Raw genomic sequence first — 16,291 nt, forward strand, 5'->3', positions numbered from 1 at the left:
AAACTAAGCTTCGCTGTTAGAACTCAATCTGTACGAGTGCCCACACAGATGATTGCTTTATATTGTTAAAGAACATTTGATTCACTTTCGTGCCTCAAGGGCTGTGCATTCTACGCAAGCCGTTATTTTTGTCAACACTTAATTTTGAGAAAAGTTTATTTTTTCAAAACTCAGTCTTACTTGACTCAACCAACTCGTCGTTTTGCTTTTTTGTAAGCAGTCCGCCGTGTCGGTGGATGCGCATTATAGGGAGATCCGAATTGAGATCAACTGTTTTTTGAAGTTTTTATGAAAAAAATGACTGTTCGCGCAAAATACGAACGAAACGGGTAAAAATAGCACTAAATTACTCGTATTATGACTATTTAGGCAGTGTTTTTTATAAATGAGCTTGTATTTAAGTTGTATAGAAGGTGATTTTAACTATAAGAGAACGCGAATTGATCTTTATATGTGATCTTAATTGCTAGGTGCTAGGTGCTTCAAGATTGCATGGTAATGTTTAGGGTTGATAGAGCTGTTTTATTGAGAGTGAATCTTTAGTAGTGAATTTTAGAAAGTAAAAAGCCGAGCATAAGCTCGGCTTTTTGGTGTCTTTACGACTTACTCTGCAGACTGCGCGTCTTCTTGAACTTCTTCGTTTGTCGCTGGGCGACCAACTAGTTCAATATAAGCCATTGGTGCATTATCACCAGCACGGAAGCCACACTTAAGAATACGAGTGTAACCACCAGGACGGTCTGTATTACGTGGACCGATTTCGCTGAATAATTTACCAACTACTTCATTATCACGCGTGCGAGCAAACGCTAAACGGCGGTTTGCTACACTGTCAGTCTTAGCCAGTGTGATTAAAGGTTCAATTACACGGCGCAACTCTTTAGCTTTAGGCAAAGTTGTTTTGATGATTTCATGTTTCACCAAAGAACCAGCCATGTTGCTGAACATCGCTTTGCGATGGCTGCTGTTACGGTTTAATTGACGACCACTCTTACGATGGCGCATGACCCTATCCTTCTAACTAAACTAATATAGTGATTTAGATTATTCAGCTAGGCTTGCAGGCGGCCAATTTTCTAGGCGCATACCTAGAGAAAGACCACGTGAAGCTAGCACGTCTTTAATTTCAGTTAGAGACTTCTTACCTAAGTTAGGCGTTTTAAGAAGCTCAACTTCAGTGCGCTGAACTAAATCACCGATATATTGAATTTGCTCGGCTTTCAAACAGTTTGCTGAACGTACTGTTAGCTCAAGATCATCAACTGGACGAAGCAGAATAGGATCGAATTCTGGCTTCTCTTCTTTCTCTTCTGGCTCAGTTACATCACGTAAATCTACGAATGCATCTAATTGCTCAGCTAAGATAGTAGACGCACGGCGGATCGCTTCTTCAGGATCTAGAGTGCCGTTTGTTTCCATATCAATGATTAACTTGTCTAAGTCTGTACGTTGCTCAACACGGGCTGATTCAACCGAGTACGCAATACGTTCAACTGGGCTGAATGATGCATCAAGCAGCAGACGACCAATTGGACGCTCATCGTCATCAGAGGATAAACGACTAGATGCCGGCACATAACCGCGACCGCGCTCAACACGAATACGCATGCTGATCTCGCTGCTATCTGTCGTAAGGTGACAAATAACGTGATCTGGGTTGGCGATAGTTACATCACCATCGTGCTGAATATCAGCCGCAGTCACAGGGCCTACACCAGATTTAGTCAGGGTCAGAAAAACTTCATCTTTGCCTTCTAAAGTTACTGCTAGACCTTTAAGGTTTAACAGAATTTCAATGATGTCTTCTTGTACGCCCTCTTTCGCGCTGTACTCATGCAATACACCGTCGATTTCTACTTCAGTTACTGCACATCCAGGCATAGATGATAACAGTATACGGCGTAAGGCATTACCCAAAGTGTGACCAAAGCCACGCTCTAATGGTTCTAAAACTACTTTAGAACGCGTTGGGTTGATAGCGTCGATATCGACTAACCTTGGTTTTAGGAATTCGGTAACAGAACCCTGCATTTTATCCTCTCTTAACTCTTAACTTTACTTAGAGTAAAGTTCGACGATTAGTTGTTCGTTAATGTCCGCAGACAGATCTGAACGCTCAGGTAGGCGCTTGAAGCTACCTTCCATTTTCTTACCGTCAACTTCAACCCAAGTCGGCTTTTCACGTTGCTCAGCCAACTCTAGAGCAGCGATGATACGTGCTTGTGTTTTTGACTTCTCACGAATTACAACAGTATCTTCTGGAGTAATTACGTATGAAGGAATGTTCACAACACGACCATTAACTAAAATCGCTTTGTGGCTTACTAACTGACGTGCTTCAGCGCGTGTGCTAGCAAAACCCATGCGATATACAACATTGTCTAAACGTTGCTCTAAAAGCTGTAACAAGTTTTCACCTGTATTACCTTTAAGGCGAGCAGCTTCTTTGTAGTAGTTACGGAATTGCTTTTCTAATACACCGTAGATACGACGTACTTTTTGCTTTTCACGTAGCTGTAAACCGTAATCAGATAAGCGACCTTTACGAGCGCCGTGCTGACCAGGTGCAGTCTCAAGTTTACACTTAGAGTCGATAGCTCTTACGCCGCTCTTAAGGAACAGGTCAGTACCTTCACGACGACTCAGCTTGAGCTTAGGGCCCAAATATCTTGCCATGTTATTTCTCCTAACCTATTGTTAAACGCGACGTTTCTTCGGTGGACGACAACCATTATGAGGGATTGGCGTCACGTCAGTGATGTTGGTGATACGGTAACCAGCAGCATTCAAAGCACGTACAGCAGATTCACGACCTGGACCTGGACCTTTGATGAAAACTTCTAGATTTTTTAAACCGTATTCTTGAGCAGCAGTACCTGCACGCTCTGCAGCAACCTGAGCCGCGAATGGAGTAGATTTACGTGAACCACGGAAACCTGAACCACCTGCTGTTGCCCAAGATAGTGCATTACCTTGACGGTCGGTAATTGTTACAATAGTGTTGTTGAAAGAAGCATGAACGTGAGCCATACCATCAGCAACTTGCTTTTTAACCTTCTTACGACGAATTGGTGCTTTAGCCATAATCTACCCCACCTTATTTCTTGATAGGCTTGCGAGGACCCTTACGAGTACGCGCGTTAGTCTTAGTACGTTGACCACGTAGTGGTAACGAACGACGGTGACGTAGGCCACGGAAACAACCAAGGTCCATAAGGCGCTTGATATTTAATGTAACTTCACGACGAAGGTCACCTTCTACAGTGTACTTGCCAACTGCTTCACGCAATACGTCAAGTGTTTCGTCTGAAAGTTCACCGATTTTTGTGGTCTCGGCGATACCAGTCGCTGCTAAGATAGCCTTAGAGCGAGTCTTACCTATGCCATAAATAGCAGTTAAACCGATAACTGCGTGTTTATGATCAGGGACGTTAATGCCAGCGATACGGGCCACTAACACATCTCCTATATTTGAATTTGGTAATCATCTGTTTGAAAAGCCCGTAAGGATACTCAAACGAAGACCAAATCACAACTAAAAACACAGGCCGAGTAAATAACTCAGCCTGCACGACTGTTTAATTAGCCTTGCCTTTGCTTGTGCTTAGGCTCACTGCAAATTACGCGTACTACACCAGCACGTTTAATAACTTTACAGTTACGGCATATTTTCTTAACGGAAGCACGTACTTTCATTGCTCAACTCCGTAAAATGACCTTATCGACCGTAGCCTTTAAGGTTTGCTTTTTTCAGCACAGAATCATACTGATGTGACATCAGATGCGTCTGTACTTGTGCCATAAAGTCCATGATTACAACAACGATAATCAAAATTGATGTACCGCCGAAATAGAATGGCGTTTGCCATGCCATAGTCATGAATTCGGGCACCAGACAGATAAAGGTTATATACAAAGCACCTGCCAATGTCAGGCGTGTCATCACTTTATCAATGTATTTAGATGTCTGCTCACCTGGACGAATACCTGGGATAAATGCGCCAGATTTTTTCAGGTTATCTGCTGTTTCACGCGGGTTAAATACCAACGCGGTGTAGAAAAAGCAGAAGAAGATAATAGCCGCAGCTAAAACCATCGCATATAAAGGTTGACCTGGAGTCAACGTTGTAGCGATTGCTTGTAGCACATCAGCGACCGGACCTTCACCCTGGCCGAACCAGCTTGCAATTGTACCAGGGAACAGAATTATACTGCTAGCAAAGATTGGTGGAATAACACCCGCCATGTTTACTTTCAGTGGTAAGTGCGTGCTTTGAGCAGCAAATACCTGACGACCTTGTTGACGCTTTGCGTAGTTAACGACGATACGACGTTGGCCACGTTCAAAGAATACAACTAGGTAAGTAACAGCGAATACGATTACAGCAATCAATAACAGTACAAGTACATTCAGATCACCTTGGCGCGCCATTTCGGCTGTCGAACCAATAGCAGACGGCAGGTTAGCTACAATACCAACAAAAATCAGAACTGAGATACCGTTACCGATACCACGCTCTGTAATTTGTTCGCCCAACCACATTAGGAACATAGTACCAGTTACTAAACTCACTACAGCAGTGAAGTAGAAACCGATACCTGGGTTAACAACTAACCCGTCCATCATGCCCGGTAAGCTGGTAGCAATACCGATTGATTGGATTGTAGCAAGCACAAGCGTGCCGTAGCGTGTGTACTGGCTAATTTTCTTACGCCCTTGCTCACCTTCTTTCTTAAGCTCTATAAACGGCGGATACATATGCGTTAATAGTTGCGTAATAATCGAAGCCGAGATGTACGGCATAATACCCAGTGCTAACACTGAAGCGCGCTCAAGCGCACCACCGCTGAACATGTTAAACATTTCAACAATGGTGCCCTTTTGTTGCTCGAAGAAATCGGCAAGTACAGCGGCGTCAATCCCAGGGATCGGCACGAATGAACCTAGACGGTAAATAATGATAGCACCTAATACAAATAGTAATCGACGCTTCAATTCCGAAAGCCCACTTTGTGCACTTTTCATATCTTGACCTGGTTTAGCCATTAGTACTTCCTTAGTCTTCTACCTTGCCTCCGGCAGCTTCGATAGCTTCGCGAGCACCTTTAGTCACTTTAAGACCTTTAACGGTAACTGCGCGTGAAACTTCGCCAGATTTAACTACTTTAACGAACTGGATGTTCTTTTTAACTAGACCAGCTGCTTGTAACGCGTTTACGTCTACTACATCGCCTTCAACTTTAGCGATTTCAAAAAGGTTAACTTCAGTAGATACTAATGATTTACGTGAAGTGAAACCAAATTTAGGTAGACGACGTTGCATAGGCATTTGACCGCCTTCGAAACCAACGCGTACTTTACCGCCAGAACGTGATTTTTGGCCTTTATGACCACGGCCACCAGTCTTACCAAGACCAGAACCAATACCACGACCTAGACGTTTCTTTTCAGTTTTTGCACCAGCAGCAGGTGAAAGTGTATTCAAATGCATCGAATTAACCCTCAACCTTTACCATGTAAGAAACTTGGTTAATCATACCACGCACACATGCTGTGTCTTCTAACTCAACAGTGTGATTGATACGACGTAGACCAAGACCGCGTAATGTAGCTTTATGCTTCGGTAAACGACCGATAGAGCTCTTTACTTGTGTTACTTTTACAGTTTTATTAGCCATGGTTTACCCCGTGATTTCGTCAACGCTAAGACCACGTTTAGCAGCGATTGACTCTGGAGAGTTCATGTTCTCTAGAGCAGCAATCGTTGCACGAACGATGTTGATCGGGTTAGTTGAACCGTATGCTTTTGACAATACGTTCTGTACACCAGTTACTTCTAGTACTGCACGCATCGCACCACCGGCGATGATACCTGTACCTTCAGAAGCAGGCTGCATGTATACTTTAGAACCCGCGTGGCGACCCTTGATTGGGTGCTGTAGCGTGTTACCGTTAAGGTCTACACTGATCATGTTGCGACGTGCTTTTTCCATTGCTTTTTGAATAGCAGCTGGAACTTCACGTGCTTTACCATAACCAAAACCTACTTTACCTGCGCCGTCACCAACTACTGTTAGTGCAGTGAAGCTAAAGATACGACCACCTTTAACCACTTTAGACACACGGTTTACCGCGATTAGCTTTTCAGCCAAATCAGGCTGTTGTTGCTTTGCTTCTACGTTAGCCATTGTCTACTCCTAGAATTGCAGACCGGCTTCACGCGCTGCATCAGCAAGCGCCTTCACACGGCCGTGATATTTAAAGCCACTGCGATCAAAAGCAATCTTTTCGATGCCTTTGTCAGCTGCACGTTCAGCAACCGCTTTACCAACTGCTTGAGCAGCTGCAACGTTACCTGTGCCTTTAACTGTTTCGCTAATTGCTTTTTCAACAGTAGAAGCAGCAGCCAGTACAGTACCCTCAGCAGTAACTACTTGAGCGTAAATGTGACGTGGCGTGCGGTGGATAACAAGACGCGTTGTGCCTTGTTCAATATAATTTCTACGAGTGCGCTTAGCACGACGTAGACGAGCTGTTTTTTTATCCATCGTCTTACCTTACTTCTTCTTAGCCTCTTTACGGCGTACATTCTCGTCCGCGTAACGAACACCTTTACCTTTATAAGGCTCAGGTTTACGGTATGCACGGATGTTAGCAGCTGTTTGACCAACTAACTGCTTGTCTACGCCCTTAACTAGAACTTCTGTTTGGCTTGGTGTTTCAATCGTAATACCTTCTGGTACTTCGAAATTCACTGGGTGTGAGAAACCAAGAGTTAAGTCTAATACTTTGCCCTTAGCTGCTGCACGGTAACCAACACCTACTAACTGAAGTTTCTTCTCGTAACCTTCATGCGTACCAACAACCATGTTGTTGATTAGAGCGCGAGCAGTACCTGCTTGTGCCCATGCATTAGCTACGCCTTCACGAGGTAAAGTTGTAATAACGTTGTCGTTAACTTGTACTTCAACAGCGTCGTTGATTGTACGAGTTAATTCACCGTTTTTGCCTTTAACTGTGATCTCCTGGCCTTTTAATGTAACTTCTACACCGGCAGGAACATTGATTGGTGCCTTTGCTATGCGAGACATAGTTCCCCTCCGATTAAGCTACAAAGCCAATGATCTCACCACCAACGCCGGCACTACGTGCTGCGCGGTCTGTCATTAGGCCTTTAGAAGTTGATACGATAGCGATACCAAGACCACCCATTACCTTTGGTAATTCGTCACGTTTCTTATAGATACGTAGACCAGGGCGGCTAACACGCTGGATGTTTTCAATAACAGCTTTGCCTTCGAAATATTTTAAATCGATAGAAAGCTCAGGCTTCGCTTCACCGCTTACAGCGTAATCTGCGATATAACCTTCATCTTTTAATACTTTAGCTACTGCTACTTTCAGTTTTGAAGTTGGCATCGTTACTGATACTTTCTTCGCTGACTGACCGTTACGGATACGTGTAAACAAATCCGCAATAGGATCTTGCAAGCTCATAGTCTTACTCCCGTGATACTATTACCAGCTAGCCTTTTTAAGGCCAGGAATTTCACCGCGCATAGCTGCTTCGCGAACTTTAATACGGCTCATGCCGAATTTGCGAAGGTAACCATGTGGGCGGCCCGTAACGTTACAACGATTACGTTGACGTGAAGAGCTAGAATCACGTGGTAAAGCTTGTAGCTTTAATACCGCGTCCCAACGATCATCGTCAGATGTATTAACATCACTGATGATAGCTTTTAGTGCCGCACGCTTTTCAGCGAACTGAGCAACTAATTTCGCACGCTTTGCTTCGCGCGCTTTCATAGAATTCTTTGCCATAACCCTACCCTTATTTCTTGAATGGGAAGTTAAACGCTTCTAACAACGCACGGCCTTCATCATCTGTTTTCGCAGAAGTAGTGATTGTGATATCCATACCGCGAACACGGTCTACTTTATCATAATCGATTTCTGGGAAGATGATTTGCTCACGTACGCCCATGCTGTAGTTACCACGTCCATCAAAAGACTTAGCACTTACACCACGGAAGTCACGGATACGTGGGATAGCGATTGAAACCAAACGCTCAAAAAAGTCCCACATACGCTCGCCACGTAGGGTTACTTTACAACCAATTGGGTAACCTTCACGCACTTTGAAGCCAGCAACTGATTTGCGTGCTTTAGTGATTAGAGGTTTCTGACCAGAGATTGCTTCTAGATCCGCAACAGCGTTATCTAGGATCTTCTTGTCAGCTAGAGCTTCGCCCACACCCATGTTTAATGTGATCTTTTCGATCTGAGGGACTTGCATGACAGAGCTGAAACCAAACTTCTCTTGAAGCTCAGCAACTACTTTGTCTTTATATACTTCATGCAGTTTCGCCATCATTCTACTCCAACTATTAGATAGTTTTACCAGTAGATTTAAAGATACGTAATTTCTTACCATCTTCAATCTTGAAACCTACACGATCTGCTTTACCCGTTTCCGAGTTGTAGATCGCAACGTTTGATACGTCGATAGACGCTTCTTTCTCAACAATACCGCCAGCTTGGTTCAACTGAGGAACAGGCTTTTGGTGCTTCTTGATTAAGTTGATGCCTTCGACAAATACTCGACCAGATTCAGCAACAACTGAAAGCACTTTACCGCGCTTACCTTTGTCTTTGCCTGCTAGTACGATTACTTCGTCATCACGACGGATTTTTGCTGCCATGATAGACTCCTTATAGTACTTCTGGTGCTAGTGAAACGATTTTCATGAACTTTTCAGTACGAAGTTCACGAGTCACAGGGCCGAAGATACGAGTACCAATTGGCTGTAAGTTATCGTTTAAGATAACAGCCGCATTGCTATCGAAACGGATCAAAGAACCGTCCGGACGACGAACGCCTTTTTTAGTACGCACAACTACCGCGTTTTTAACATCACCTTTCTTCACTTTACCGCGAGGAATAGCTTCTTTTACAGAAACTTTGATGATATCGCCAACCGCTGCATAGCGACGGTGCGAACCGCCAAGGACTTTAATACACTGCACTTTGCGAGCGCCGCTGTTATCAGCAACGTCCAGCTGAGTTTGCATTTGGATCATGTTAATGACCTCCGGTGTAGAAATTACAACACGCCTTAATTTTGTTTAAAATCAAGACATTTCGGTTAAATTCCACTCAAAAAACAAGCAAGTTGTCTCTTAAGGGCGGGCAATTGTAGCAGCAATGGCAAGGAAGTGGTAGGTTATTTTTTAATTAATTTGGAATTAATCGCAATGCTTGCATTGAGGAATTACAGCAGCTTGCTGGTTTGTTATTGATTATAAAACAAACAGGACGCAAATGCGCCCTGTTTTTGACTTTAATTAAATTTTTATTAATTACCAAATAGACCTTTTAATTTGTCTTTGATTTTATCTTTAGCTTTTTCTTTGACTTCTTCTTTAGCCGCATCACTGACATCTAGGCTATAACCAACATCATGGAATGGACCTTTGATACGCAGTGGAATTTTAAAGCCGGTACTGTCATCGGTCGTGCCTTGCCCTTCGATTGAATCAACAATCCCCGTTACCAAGCGATAGTCTACATTCGTCATAGGTAAATCAACTTTACCTGAGCCTGTAATGCGAATAAGCGGGCTAAGTAGTGATAGGTCTTTATTTTCACCAACACCGTTAGTGAATACAAAACTGCCCTGCAATGCCGAGAAGTCTGTTTGCTGTGAGTTATCAAAGCCTGTATCTAAACCTTCTGATACTGCACTCAAGTTACCTTTGATAAGCTCTTTTGCTTTACGAACCATCTCTGCAATGTTGGCCCCTTTTACCGCACCATCAGCAAACTCAAAGCCTAACTTACCATTTAAAGCATTGATAAAGCTCTTTTGGCTTTGACCTGTGGTCGTTAGATCCCAATTTAGAGAGCCTTTACCCATTAACTTATCGAAACCAGCCGCATCAGTTAGTAATGGCTGTGCATCGATTTTATCTAAAGAAAAGTTAGTACTAATTTTATAAGGTGTTTGCTTGGCGTTAACGGTGATGACACCTTTACCATTGCCTTCATAAGCAACAAACTTATCTAAACTGATTTTAGCCACGGCATTTTTTAGGTTCACCGTTAACTGGTTTTCACCAAGGGTAATATCATTTGCTTTTAAGCCACTTGAACGCACGACTACATTTGCATCTAATGCGTTTAAGCCGCTCATATCAATTGCAGTATCATCCCAAACAATTGGCTGTGCTGGTGCATCTGCGGCAGGTTCTGCTTGTTCTTCTTTAGCTACGCCCTCTGGTAGGTAAGGGTTTAGATCAAGCATACCTAAATCAATATCGGCATTCACAGCTAAACGATCACCAAGCTTAATATCGCTTTTACCTTTAATTTGCAGCTCATCGAGGGTGGCAAGTAGCTCAGTAAGCTTAAACTGCTGTCCTTTTAGGTGCATTGAACCCTTTACATTAAAGGCATTAAACGCATTTTCTTTTGCATTAAGCTCAACACCTTGCCAACTCGCAATATTTTTAACAGAGTCACCACTGACAGAAAGAAGCCCTTGCACATCATTACCCATTTCTGCAATTGCACCTTTAAAATTTAAATCGACTAAGCGCGAATCAACCTCAGTGCTTACATTAAACGTTTCGCCTTCAATCGCTTTAACAGGTGTATCTAGCGTGACATCTAAATCAAAGCGCTCACCCATATAGGTAATACCGCCTTTTAATTCTAAGGTCTTACGAAGAGAAGGTAATAAGATTGCTAATTCTAAATCGCTTATCTGTTGCTTTGCCCCGGTTTTACCATCTAGATAAGTGAAAGTACCACCGTAGATTGCTACTTCACCAAGTTCGATATCAAAGTTATCTGGTAAGTTAACAGCGCCAGAACTCTTTTGCTGCTCTGTCTGTGGTTGCTCAGCAACCGCATCAAATAATTGCCAGTTTGCTTTACCATTTTTATCGGTTTCTAACAAAATTGTTGGTTCGTTAATAACGAATTTATCGAGCTTAAACTCACCGCCAAATAACGACATCCACGGGATACGGATAGCAAGTTGCTGCATGCTTGCCATATCTTTTTGCGAGCCAGTTTGCATATTGGCAAAGTGCACATCATTCAATTCGAGTTTTAATGATGGAAATACCGACAGCTTTTTATCGCCATTAATAGTCAGACTACGACCTGTGGTTTGCTCTACTTGCTCCGATACTTTATTAAATATCGCGTCTGTAGGAATGAGGAATGGTGCTGCGACTACTAATGCAATCAGTAATACGAAGATGACACCAACAATTTTCAGTAAGGTTTTCATAATCATCCTTAAAAATGGGCAAACAATGTTCTTATCATAGCGGGAGTTAGGCACAATTGCATTGCCGAACACACAAAAAGGTTTGTAAACAAGCTTAGGTACAAGAATATGAATCAGCGCTGAAACTTTTTGATACCTGTAGGTTACAAAAAGATCTTGACCGTATGATACCCTAGGGTTACATTGATACCTGTAGGTTACATTTGAGTTTAAAATAAAAGGAAACGATTATGTCTAAGCAAGATATCAAAACGGAAGAAAAGTTTATGAGTCATAACGCATGGTTTTCAATATTCATGGGAGTCACGTTATTAATTATTAGTGTTTACCCAATGCTCAAGCAAACATCAGTATTTTTACTGTTTATTGGTGTTGCCGCATTTTTAGGATCTTTCTTTATGTTTGTGATTAGAGGGGGATTTACATGGAAACTTGGTTATCGCCTTACTTATAAGGATGAATTTTTAAATACGATTGATACCATCGCTTATAAACATGTTGTGCTTGGATTGCTTTTTAGCATGGGGGCTATTTTTTTATTGTCTGATGAACTTGCTTTAAATGTATCTCATAGCATGATGGCCACATTTTACCTTGCCTTGATGTGTTTGATATATGGCGTATCAATTCTTTGGCAAAGTAGAGACTAGGTATAAAAGTGCAAAATAATATCGCTAAATTCCGCAAAGAAAAGGGATTATCGCAGCAAGAACTTGCTGATGCCATTGCAGTATCACGTAAAACCATTAGCACAGTTGAAACAGGCCGCTTTATACCCTCGGTGATTATCGCGTTAAAAATTGCTGCTCACTTTGAACTCAGTGTTGAGCAATTATTTACACTCGATGACAATGATTAATAAACCACGTCAGTCGCAATCTTACTTATAAATTATCAGTAAGATTGCATCATTTCATTACTTCGGTATGATGCACGACCCTGTTGTTTTTGCACCCTGTGTACTAAAATTAAACAACCCAATTTGGTCAAAACTGGAGTATCGATTAAGCATGAAGAAACTGCTTATTTCACCGTCAAAAATGGCGCTTGGCGAGCAAGAAAGTCAAATTTATCAAAATATCCTCAAGCAAGCCTCTGATATCAGCTTAAACCTAATGGCAGTTAAAGTAGAAAACCACCCTGAAGACTTTTTAGGTTGGTGCTATGAGCTATTAAGTGCAAGCCGCGATCGCATTAACTACGATCTGTTAGAAGATAAGCAATTACCCACTCTTAAAAAACTTCATGACTTATTAATTTCTGCAATCAGTTTTTTGCAGTTAAAAACATTAAGGGTTGCGCCATGGCCTGTTATTGCAGGCTTCATCGAGCAGCATAAAGAGCTTTTAGCCCTTGATGAGCAACTACGCTTAGCTAATTACATTGCTGCAATTAAATCGCAATCCCTAAAAGAGATGATCCCAGAAGACCGTTTAGCGTTTTCAGGTAAACACAGTGCTTCGCTTGATCCAAGTAGCTATAACTTCGACGTTGAATGGTTTGCTTCTACTAAGAACGCGAAAGGTTTCCACCAAATGTTGAGTGATTTACCAGGTGCGTTCGATGAGGCGCTTGCACACATTCCACTTGAGGGTGAAGTAACGCAAGAACATTATCAGCATTTTATGGTTGCTTACTTCATGGCGTTTAATGGCAGCGATGAAAAGCCAACGCTTGCTCCTGCTACTCGCTTGCTTGCGATGCGCCGACCTGACGTGTTTACACCAATCGTAAATAGTAAACTTGATGCCCTTTGTGCGGCATTAGGTATTACTAAGCTTAATAACCGTGATTTTGAGCGCTACTGGCAAGATGTTATCGAAGCAATACATAACATGCCTTGGTTCAAAATGGCCAGTGCAGCAAATGAGCTTGAACAATCTCTGGTTGAAATCAAAGCCCTATTGCCTAGCTTCTTTTATTATGCAGATAAAAGTACCACTGATAACTCAAACTATATTAAGTTGTTAAACAAACCTAAGAGTACCACGAGCTCAGCAGGTAAAAAGACCGTACGCCGCGGCAAAGAATCAGCTGAGATACTGGTAGACCGCGCACTAGCAAGTGATGATATCCCTGAACATATCAAAGCTAAGCGCGATTCAATCATCAGTGAAGTAGAAAAAGGCCGCAGTGTTGAAGAAACCATTAGTCTAATGCGTGCAATTTTCGGCTAAGTTACTCTCAAATAAGCAAAACCCGGTTGCTTCGCAATTGTGCAACCGGGTTATTTTTTGCACCACACATGTGCGCATGAACAATTCAAATAACTATCCTTTTCACAATTAAACAAGTTTAAAAGCCTGTTTTTAAAGCCTTTAAGCATAAAATATCCCGTTAGAAATTAACTTGGCACAACCAGTGCAACATCGTATCCAGACAACACATAGAAAATGTCCTCAAATAATAACCAGACTGCAATCTGAAAATGGGACAAAATCAACATAACAACAGGATACAGAAACATGCTAAAACTAAAAAAAACGGTCGCAGCAAGCGCCCTTGCGCTATTAACTTTGAGCTCAACATATAGCTATGCAGAAGTCACAGCAAACGCTGCGGCAACTTCAAACTACTTATGGCGTGGTCAAGAGCAAGGCGGCGGTGATGCTGCAATCCAAGGTGGTATCGACTACGCAAGTGAATCTGGCTTTTATGCGGGTACTTGGGTGTCGAATGCTAGCTGGGCTGACGACATGACTTACGAGCTAGACCTTTATGCTGGTTTTGGCGGTGAAATCAATGAAACCTTTAGCTACGATGTTGGCTACATTTATTATGCATACCCAGATGCAGCATCTTACACAGATGCAGACTTCTCAGAAATCTACGGTAGCATTAGCATGGGTAGCTTCACCTTTGGTGCAGCAGTCCTAGCAACATCAGCAGCAAGCGGTGACGGTACAGATTTTGGTGACTCTCTATATTTAAATGCTGACTACAGTTTCCCAGTTGGCAGTACCGGTGCAGAAATGGCCCTTCACTTAGGTCATTACTCAGGGGATTTCATTGGTGATGATGACATCATCGACTACGGTGTTTCAGTGTCGAAAGACGGCTTTACTTTCGGTCTTTCAGACAACGACATTGATGGTTCAGATGTAAAAGTGTACGTCGCTTACGCGGTTGACTTCACTTTATAAAGAATGTGTTACTTGCTGCAACACGAAGGGCCGTTAAGGCCCTTTTCTCATTTATATCAATACACTTATGGTACACTATGACCAGTTGAGCCTTGCCAAATGCGATACCATTGTTCACGGTTCATAGTAAGCTGCTTAGCGTCAACAGCTGATTTAACACGCTCAATATTACCCGTACCAAGTACCACAGACGGTGCACTTGGGTGCATTAACAGCCAAGCATAAACAACCTGATCAATGGCTGTGGCGCCAATTTCAGCCCCAACCTGCTCCAACACTGCACGTAAACGCACCGCTTTTTCATCTTCACTTGAGAATAAGCGACCCCCAGCTAATGGAGACCAAAGCATAGGTTTGATATCAAGTAATTGGCATTGGTCTAAGCTGCCATCATCAAGGGCTTTCATCTCGTAAGGTGAAAACTCAATTTGATTAGTCACAAGCTCAAAGTCTAAACGCGACTGCAACAAGCTAAGTTGCGATGGGGTAAAATTAGATACACCAAAGTCAAGCACATCACCATTTGCTTTTAGGGTATTAAATGCTTGTGCCATTTCATCGGCGTTCATCAAGTAATCAGGGCGATGAATAAGTAATACATCTAAACGATCAGTGCTGAAGTTTTTAAGTGACTGCTGTGCCGAGGCAATAATATGCGCGGCACTTGAATCATAATGATTTGCTTTGCCTTGTAGCCCTAGGCTTGCAAACGCAGGCTTGATACCACACTTTGTGATTATTTTGATTTCATCACGAATACTTGGTTTTAGTTTAAGTGCTTTACCAAATTCAGCTTCACAACCGTATTCACCGTAAATGTCAGCGTGATCGGTATGTGACACCCCCATTTCAATTGCATTTTCTAAAAAACTTAAGCATTGCTGGGGCGTTATCTGCCAATCTAGCAAACGCCAGAACCCTAATACCAACTCATCAATACAACGATCATTGTTATTCACCATAACGACCTACTTTTCCTAATAAATTCGACTCAAATTAACTCTTTAACCATATCACAGATTTACCAATCACAGCTGTTAACATACAGTTACAAAATAGATTGCTAATTTGTTACTAAACAGGATATTTTAGTACCTAAAAACAAATGTTATAAAACAAGGAATAAAAAATGAAATCGTCAAATGTTATGACTGCTTTGGTTGATATTTTTATCAGTCCAAGCAGAGCCTTTAATGGTTTAAAAGAGGCAAAAGGTTGGTCTTTTGTTGCCTTTATTTTACTTGCCGGCATTCTCGCTGCCAGCATGTTTGCTTTTTACAATAAGGCTGACCCGCAGTTTTTAATAGATCAACAAGTGGCAGCGGCCAGTGTTGATGCCACCATTGCAGAACAAAAAATGATTCGCCAAAGCATGGAGCAAACCATAGATATGCAAGTATGGTTTGCTATGTTTGGTGGCATTATTGGTTTGGCTGTTATTAATGCTCTAATGGCAGGCTACTACCTATTTGTATCTAAGCAAGACCCAGAAGCTAATTATGGCTATGGTGCGTGGTATGGCTTTGGTGTGTGGACTATGATGCCAATGATTATTTCAAGCCTAGGTTTACTCATCTTAGTATTAACTGCGAGTACCGACCAAATCTCACAGACGTTATTTAACTATGCTTCGATTAACCAACTTTTAATTGGTTTAGAAATTGGCCACCCATTCTACACCTTACTTGAAAGTCTCAATATCTTTTCTATTTGGGGTATTTTCATCGCAGCTACCGGTTTAAAGAGCTGGACTAATTTTACTTTCAATAAGGCACTACTGTTTGCAGCCTTACCAAGTATTGTTATTTACGGTATTTGGACTGTAATCGCTCTCGTTTAATTCT

24 protein-coding genes are annotated in these 16,291 nt (G+C 42.1%); 5 read left to right on the top strand and 19 right to left on the bottom strand.

Annotated features, from left to right (window positions below; all coding sequences use genetic code 11):
• Positions 1-603: 603 nt before the first annotated feature.
• The 18 genes from rplQ to NO991_RS17235 form a co-directional block, all read right to left on the bottom strand.
• The gene (rplQ, locus tag NO991_RS17150; protein WP_004589197.1) at positions 604-1,005 is read right to left on the bottom strand and encodes a 50S ribosomal protein L17; all 402 of its coding nucleotides are present in this window, start codon (positions 1,003-1,005) and stop codon (positions 604-606) included.
• Between the two features lie 39 nt (positions 1,006-1,044).
• Positions 1,045-2,031: a DNA-directed RNA polymerase subunit alpha gene (gene rpoA / locus NO991_RS17155; RefSeq protein WP_004589198.1), complete on the bottom strand. Its 987-nt coding sequence runs from the start codon at positions 2,029-2,031 to the stop codon at positions 1,045-1,047.
• A gap of 24 nt (positions 2,032-2,055) precedes the next feature.
• Positions 2,056-2,676 (bottom strand): 30S ribosomal protein S4, encoded by a 621-nt coding sequence (gene rpsD / locus NO991_RS17160; RefSeq protein ID WP_036974007.1) that lies wholly within the window; start codon positions 2,674-2,676, stop codon positions 2,056-2,058.
• A gap of 21 nt (positions 2,677-2,697) precedes the next feature.
• Positions 2,698-3,084 (bottom strand): 30S ribosomal protein S11, encoded by a 387-nt coding sequence (gene rpsK / locus NO991_RS17165; RefSeq protein WP_036974009.1) that lies wholly within the window; start codon positions 3,082-3,084, stop codon positions 2,698-2,700.
• A 13-nt stretch (positions 3,085-3,097) separates the two neighbouring features.
• A complete protein-coding gene (gene rpsM, locus NO991_RS17170; RefSeq protein WP_036974011.1) occupies positions 3,098-3,454 on the bottom strand; it encodes a 30S ribosomal protein S13 in 357 nt (118 codons plus the stop codon).
• Positions 3,455-3,582: 128 nt separating this feature from the next.
• Entirely contained in the window at positions 3,583-3,696 is a 114-nt protein-coding gene (gene rpmJ / locus NO991_RS17175; protein ID WP_002959476.1) for a 50S ribosomal protein L36, read from the bottom strand.
• A 22-nt stretch (positions 3,697-3,718) separates the two neighbouring features.
• Positions 3,719-5,047, bottom strand: coding sequence for a preprotein translocase subunit SecY (secY, locus tag NO991_RS17180; protein WP_036974013.1), 1,329 nt, complete (start codon positions 5,045-5,047; stop codon positions 3,719-3,721).
• Between the two features lie 10 nt (positions 5,048-5,057).
• Entirely contained in the window at positions 5,058-5,492 is a 435-nt protein-coding gene (gene rplO, locus NO991_RS17185; RefSeq protein ID WP_054554386.1) for a 50S ribosomal protein L15, read from the bottom strand.
• A 4-nt stretch (positions 5,493-5,496) separates the two neighbouring features.
• On the bottom strand, positions 5,497-5,679 hold the full coding sequence (gene rpmD, locus NO991_RS17190) for a 50S ribosomal protein L30 (protein ID WP_016710201.1): 183 nt from the start codon (positions 5,677-5,679) through the stop codon (positions 5,497-5,499).
• A 3-nt stretch (positions 5,680-5,682) separates the two neighbouring features.
• Positions 5,683-6,189 carry a 30S ribosomal protein S5 gene (gene rpsE / locus NO991_RS17195; RefSeq protein WP_036974018.1) on the bottom strand — a complete coding sequence of 169 codons (507 nt, stop codon included), beginning with the start codon at positions 6,187-6,189 and terminating at the stop codon, positions 5,683-5,685.
• Between the two features lie 9 nt (positions 6,190-6,198).
• Positions 6,199-6,549: a 50S ribosomal protein L18 gene (gene rplR / locus NO991_RS17200; RefSeq protein ID WP_036974021.1), complete on the bottom strand. Its 351-nt coding sequence runs from the start codon at positions 6,547-6,549 to the stop codon at positions 6,199-6,201.
• Between the two features lie 9 nt (positions 6,550-6,558).
• Positions 6,559-7,092 carry a 50S ribosomal protein L6 gene (rplF, locus tag NO991_RS17205; RefSeq protein WP_166341081.1) on the bottom strand — a complete coding sequence of 178 codons (534 nt, stop codon included), beginning with the start codon at positions 7,090-7,092 and terminating at the stop codon, positions 6,559-6,561.
• Between the two features lie 13 nt (positions 7,093-7,105).
• Positions 7,106-7,498 carry a 30S ribosomal protein S8 gene (gene rpsH / locus NO991_RS17210; protein WP_054554388.1) on the bottom strand — a complete coding sequence of 131 codons (393 nt, stop codon included), beginning with the start codon at positions 7,496-7,498 and terminating at the stop codon, positions 7,106-7,108.
• 21 nt (positions 7,499-7,519) lie between these two features.
• Complete coding sequence (gene rpsN / locus NO991_RS17215) at positions 7,520-7,825, bottom strand: 30S ribosomal protein S14 (RefSeq protein ID WP_054554389.1); 306 nt, start codon at positions 7,823-7,825, stop codon at positions 7,520-7,522.
• 10 nt (positions 7,826-7,835) lie between these two features.
• Entirely contained in the window at positions 7,836-8,375 is a 540-nt protein-coding gene (rplE, locus tag NO991_RS17220; RefSeq protein WP_054554390.1) for a 50S ribosomal protein L5, read from the bottom strand.
• A gap of 16 nt (positions 8,376-8,391) precedes the next feature.
• Positions 8,392-8,706, bottom strand: a complete 315-nt coding sequence (rplX, locus tag NO991_RS17225; protein ID WP_054554391.1) for a 50S ribosomal protein L24 — start codon at positions 8,704-8,706, stop codon at positions 8,392-8,394.
• Between the two features lie 10 nt (positions 8,707-8,716).
• The gene (gene rplN, locus NO991_RS17230) at positions 8,717-9,085 is read right to left on the bottom strand and encodes a 50S ribosomal protein L14 (RefSeq protein ID WP_010378257.1); all 369 of its coding nucleotides are present in this window, start codon (positions 9,083-9,085) and stop codon (positions 8,717-8,719) included.
• Between the two features lie 275 nt (positions 9,086-9,360).
• Complete coding sequence (locus tag NO991_RS17235) at positions 9,361-11,304, bottom strand: AsmA family protein (RefSeq protein ID WP_166341083.1); 1,944 nt, start codon at positions 11,302-11,304, stop codon at positions 9,361-9,363.
• A 230-nt stretch (positions 11,305-11,534) separates the two neighbouring features.
• Here NO991_RS17235 and NO991_RS17240 point away from each other — a divergent pair, with 230 nt between their 5' ends.
• The 4 genes from NO991_RS17240 to NO991_RS17255 all read left to right on the top strand — a co-directional run bounded on the left by NO991_RS17240 (position 11,535) and on the right by NO991_RS17255 (position 14,447).
• A complete protein-coding gene (locus NO991_RS17240; RefSeq protein WP_054554393.1) occupies positions 11,535-11,954 on the top strand; it encodes a hypothetical protein in 420 nt (139 codons plus the stop codon).
• Positions 11,955-11,962: 8 nt separating this feature from the next.
• Positions 11,963-12,163, top strand: coding sequence for a helix-turn-helix transcriptional regulator (locus NO991_RS17245; protein ID WP_054554394.1), 201 nt, complete (start codon positions 11,963-11,965; stop codon positions 12,161-12,163).
• A 151-nt stretch (positions 12,164-12,314) separates the two neighbouring features.
• Positions 12,315-13,481, top strand: a complete 1,167-nt coding sequence (locus NO991_RS17250; RefSeq protein ID WP_166341085.1) for a hypothetical protein — start codon at positions 12,315-12,317, stop codon at positions 13,479-13,481.
• A gap of 288 nt (positions 13,482-13,769) precedes the next feature.
• The gene (locus tag NO991_RS17255) at positions 13,770-14,447 is read left to right on the top strand and encodes a TorF family putative porin (RefSeq protein WP_054554395.1); all 678 of its coding nucleotides are present in this window, start codon (positions 13,770-13,772) and stop codon (positions 14,445-14,447) included.
• 65 nt (positions 14,448-14,512) lie between these two features.
• On the opposite strand, the gene NO991_RS17260 is transcribed toward NO991_RS17255, so the two are convergent.
• Entirely contained in the window at positions 14,513-15,406 is an 894-nt protein-coding gene (locus NO991_RS17260; protein ID WP_138601069.1) for an aldo/keto reductase, read from the bottom strand.
• Between the two features lie 170 nt (positions 15,407-15,576).
• On the opposite strand from NO991_RS17260, the gene NO991_RS17265 reads away from it, so the two are divergent.
• Complete coding sequence (locus NO991_RS17265) at positions 15,577-16,287, top strand: YIP1 family protein (protein WP_371352229.1); 711 nt, start codon at positions 15,577-15,579, stop codon at positions 16,285-16,287.
• The last annotated feature ends 4 nt before the right edge of the window (positions 16,288-16,291 follow it).

This window comes from Pseudoalteromonas sp. DY56-GL22 (genome assembly GCF_041414715.1).
Taxonomy (GTDB): domain Bacteria; phylum Pseudomonadota; class Gammaproteobacteria; order Enterobacterales; family Alteromonadaceae; genus Pseudoalteromonas; species Pseudoalteromonas simplex.

Bases quoted from the DNA above. Each gene is read 5' to 3' on its own strand.
- rplQ (WP_004589197.1), bottom strand. From the start codon at position 1,005: ATGCGCCATCGTAAGAGTGGTCGTCAATTAAACCGTAACAGCAGCCAT.
- rpoA (WP_004589198.1), bottom strand. From the start codon at position 2,031: ATGCAGGGTTCTGTTACCGAATTCCTAAAACCAAGGTTAGTCGATATC.
- rpsD (WP_036974007.1), bottom strand. From the start codon at position 2,676: ATGGCAAGATATTTGGGCCCTAAGCTCAAGCTGAGTCGTCGTGAAGGT.
- rpsK (WP_036974009.1), bottom strand. From the start codon at position 3,084: ATGGCTAAAGCACCAATTCGTCGTAAGAAGGTTAAAAAGCAAGTTGCT.
- rpmJ (WP_002959476.1), bottom strand. From the start codon at position 3,696: ATGAAAGTACGTGCTTCCGTTAAGAAAATATGCCGTAACTGTAAAGTT.
- secY (WP_036974013.1), bottom strand. From the start codon at position 5,047: ATGGCTAAACCAGGTCAAGATATGAAAAGTGCACAAAGTGGGCTTTCG.
- rplO (WP_054554386.1), bottom strand. From the start codon at position 5,492: ATGCATTTGAATACACTTTCACCTGCTGCTGGTGCAAAAACTGAAAAG.
- rpmD (WP_016710201.1), bottom strand. From the start codon at position 5,679: ATGGCTAATAAAACTGTAAAAGTAACACAAGTAAAGAGCTCTATCGGT.
- rpsE (WP_036974018.1), bottom strand. From the start codon at position 6,189: ATGGCTAACGTAGAAGCAAAGCAACAACAGCCTGATTTGGCTGAAAAG.
- rplR (WP_036974021.1), bottom strand. From the start codon at position 6,549: ATGGATAAAAAAACAGCTCGTCTACGTCGTGCTAAGCGCACTCGTAGA.
- rplF (WP_166341081.1), bottom strand. From the start codon at position 7,092: ATGTCTCGCATAGCAAAGGCACCAATCAATGTTCCTGCCGGTGTAGAA.
- rpsH (WP_054554388.1), bottom strand. From the start codon at position 7,498: ATGAGCTTGCAAGATCCTATTGCGGATTTGTTTACACGTATCCGTAAC.
- rpsN (WP_054554389.1), bottom strand. From the start codon at position 7,825: ATGGCAAAGAATTCTATGAAAGCGCGCGAAGCAAAGCGTGCGAAATTA.
- rplE (WP_054554390.1), bottom strand. From the start codon at position 8,375: ATGGCGAAACTGCATGAAGTATATAAAGACAAAGTAGTTGCTGAGCTT.
- rplX (WP_054554391.1), bottom strand. From the start codon at position 8,706: ATGGCAGCAAAAATCCGTCGTGATGACGAAGTAATCGTACTAGCAGGC.
- rplN (WP_010378257.1), bottom strand. From the start codon at position 9,085: ATGATCCAAATGCAAACTCAGCTGGACGTTGCTGATAACAGCGGCGCT.
- NO991_RS17235 (WP_166341083.1), bottom strand. From the start codon at position 11,304: ATGAAAACCTTACTGAAAATTGTTGGTGTCATCTTCGTATTACTGATT.
- NO991_RS17240 (WP_054554393.1), top strand. From the start codon at position 11,535: ATGTCTAAGCAAGATATCAAAACGGAAGAAAAGTTTATGAGTCATAAC.
- NO991_RS17250 (WP_166341085.1), top strand. From the start codon at position 12,315: ATGAAGAAACTGCTTATTTCACCGTCAAAAATGGCGCTTGGCGAGCAA.
- NO991_RS17255 (WP_054554395.1), top strand. From the start codon at position 13,770: ATGCTAAAACTAAAAAAAACGGTCGCAGCAAGCGCCCTTGCGCTATTA.
- NO991_RS17265 (WP_371352229.1), top strand. From the start codon at position 15,577: ATGAAATCGTCAAATGTTATGACTGCTTTGGTTGATATTTTTATCAGT.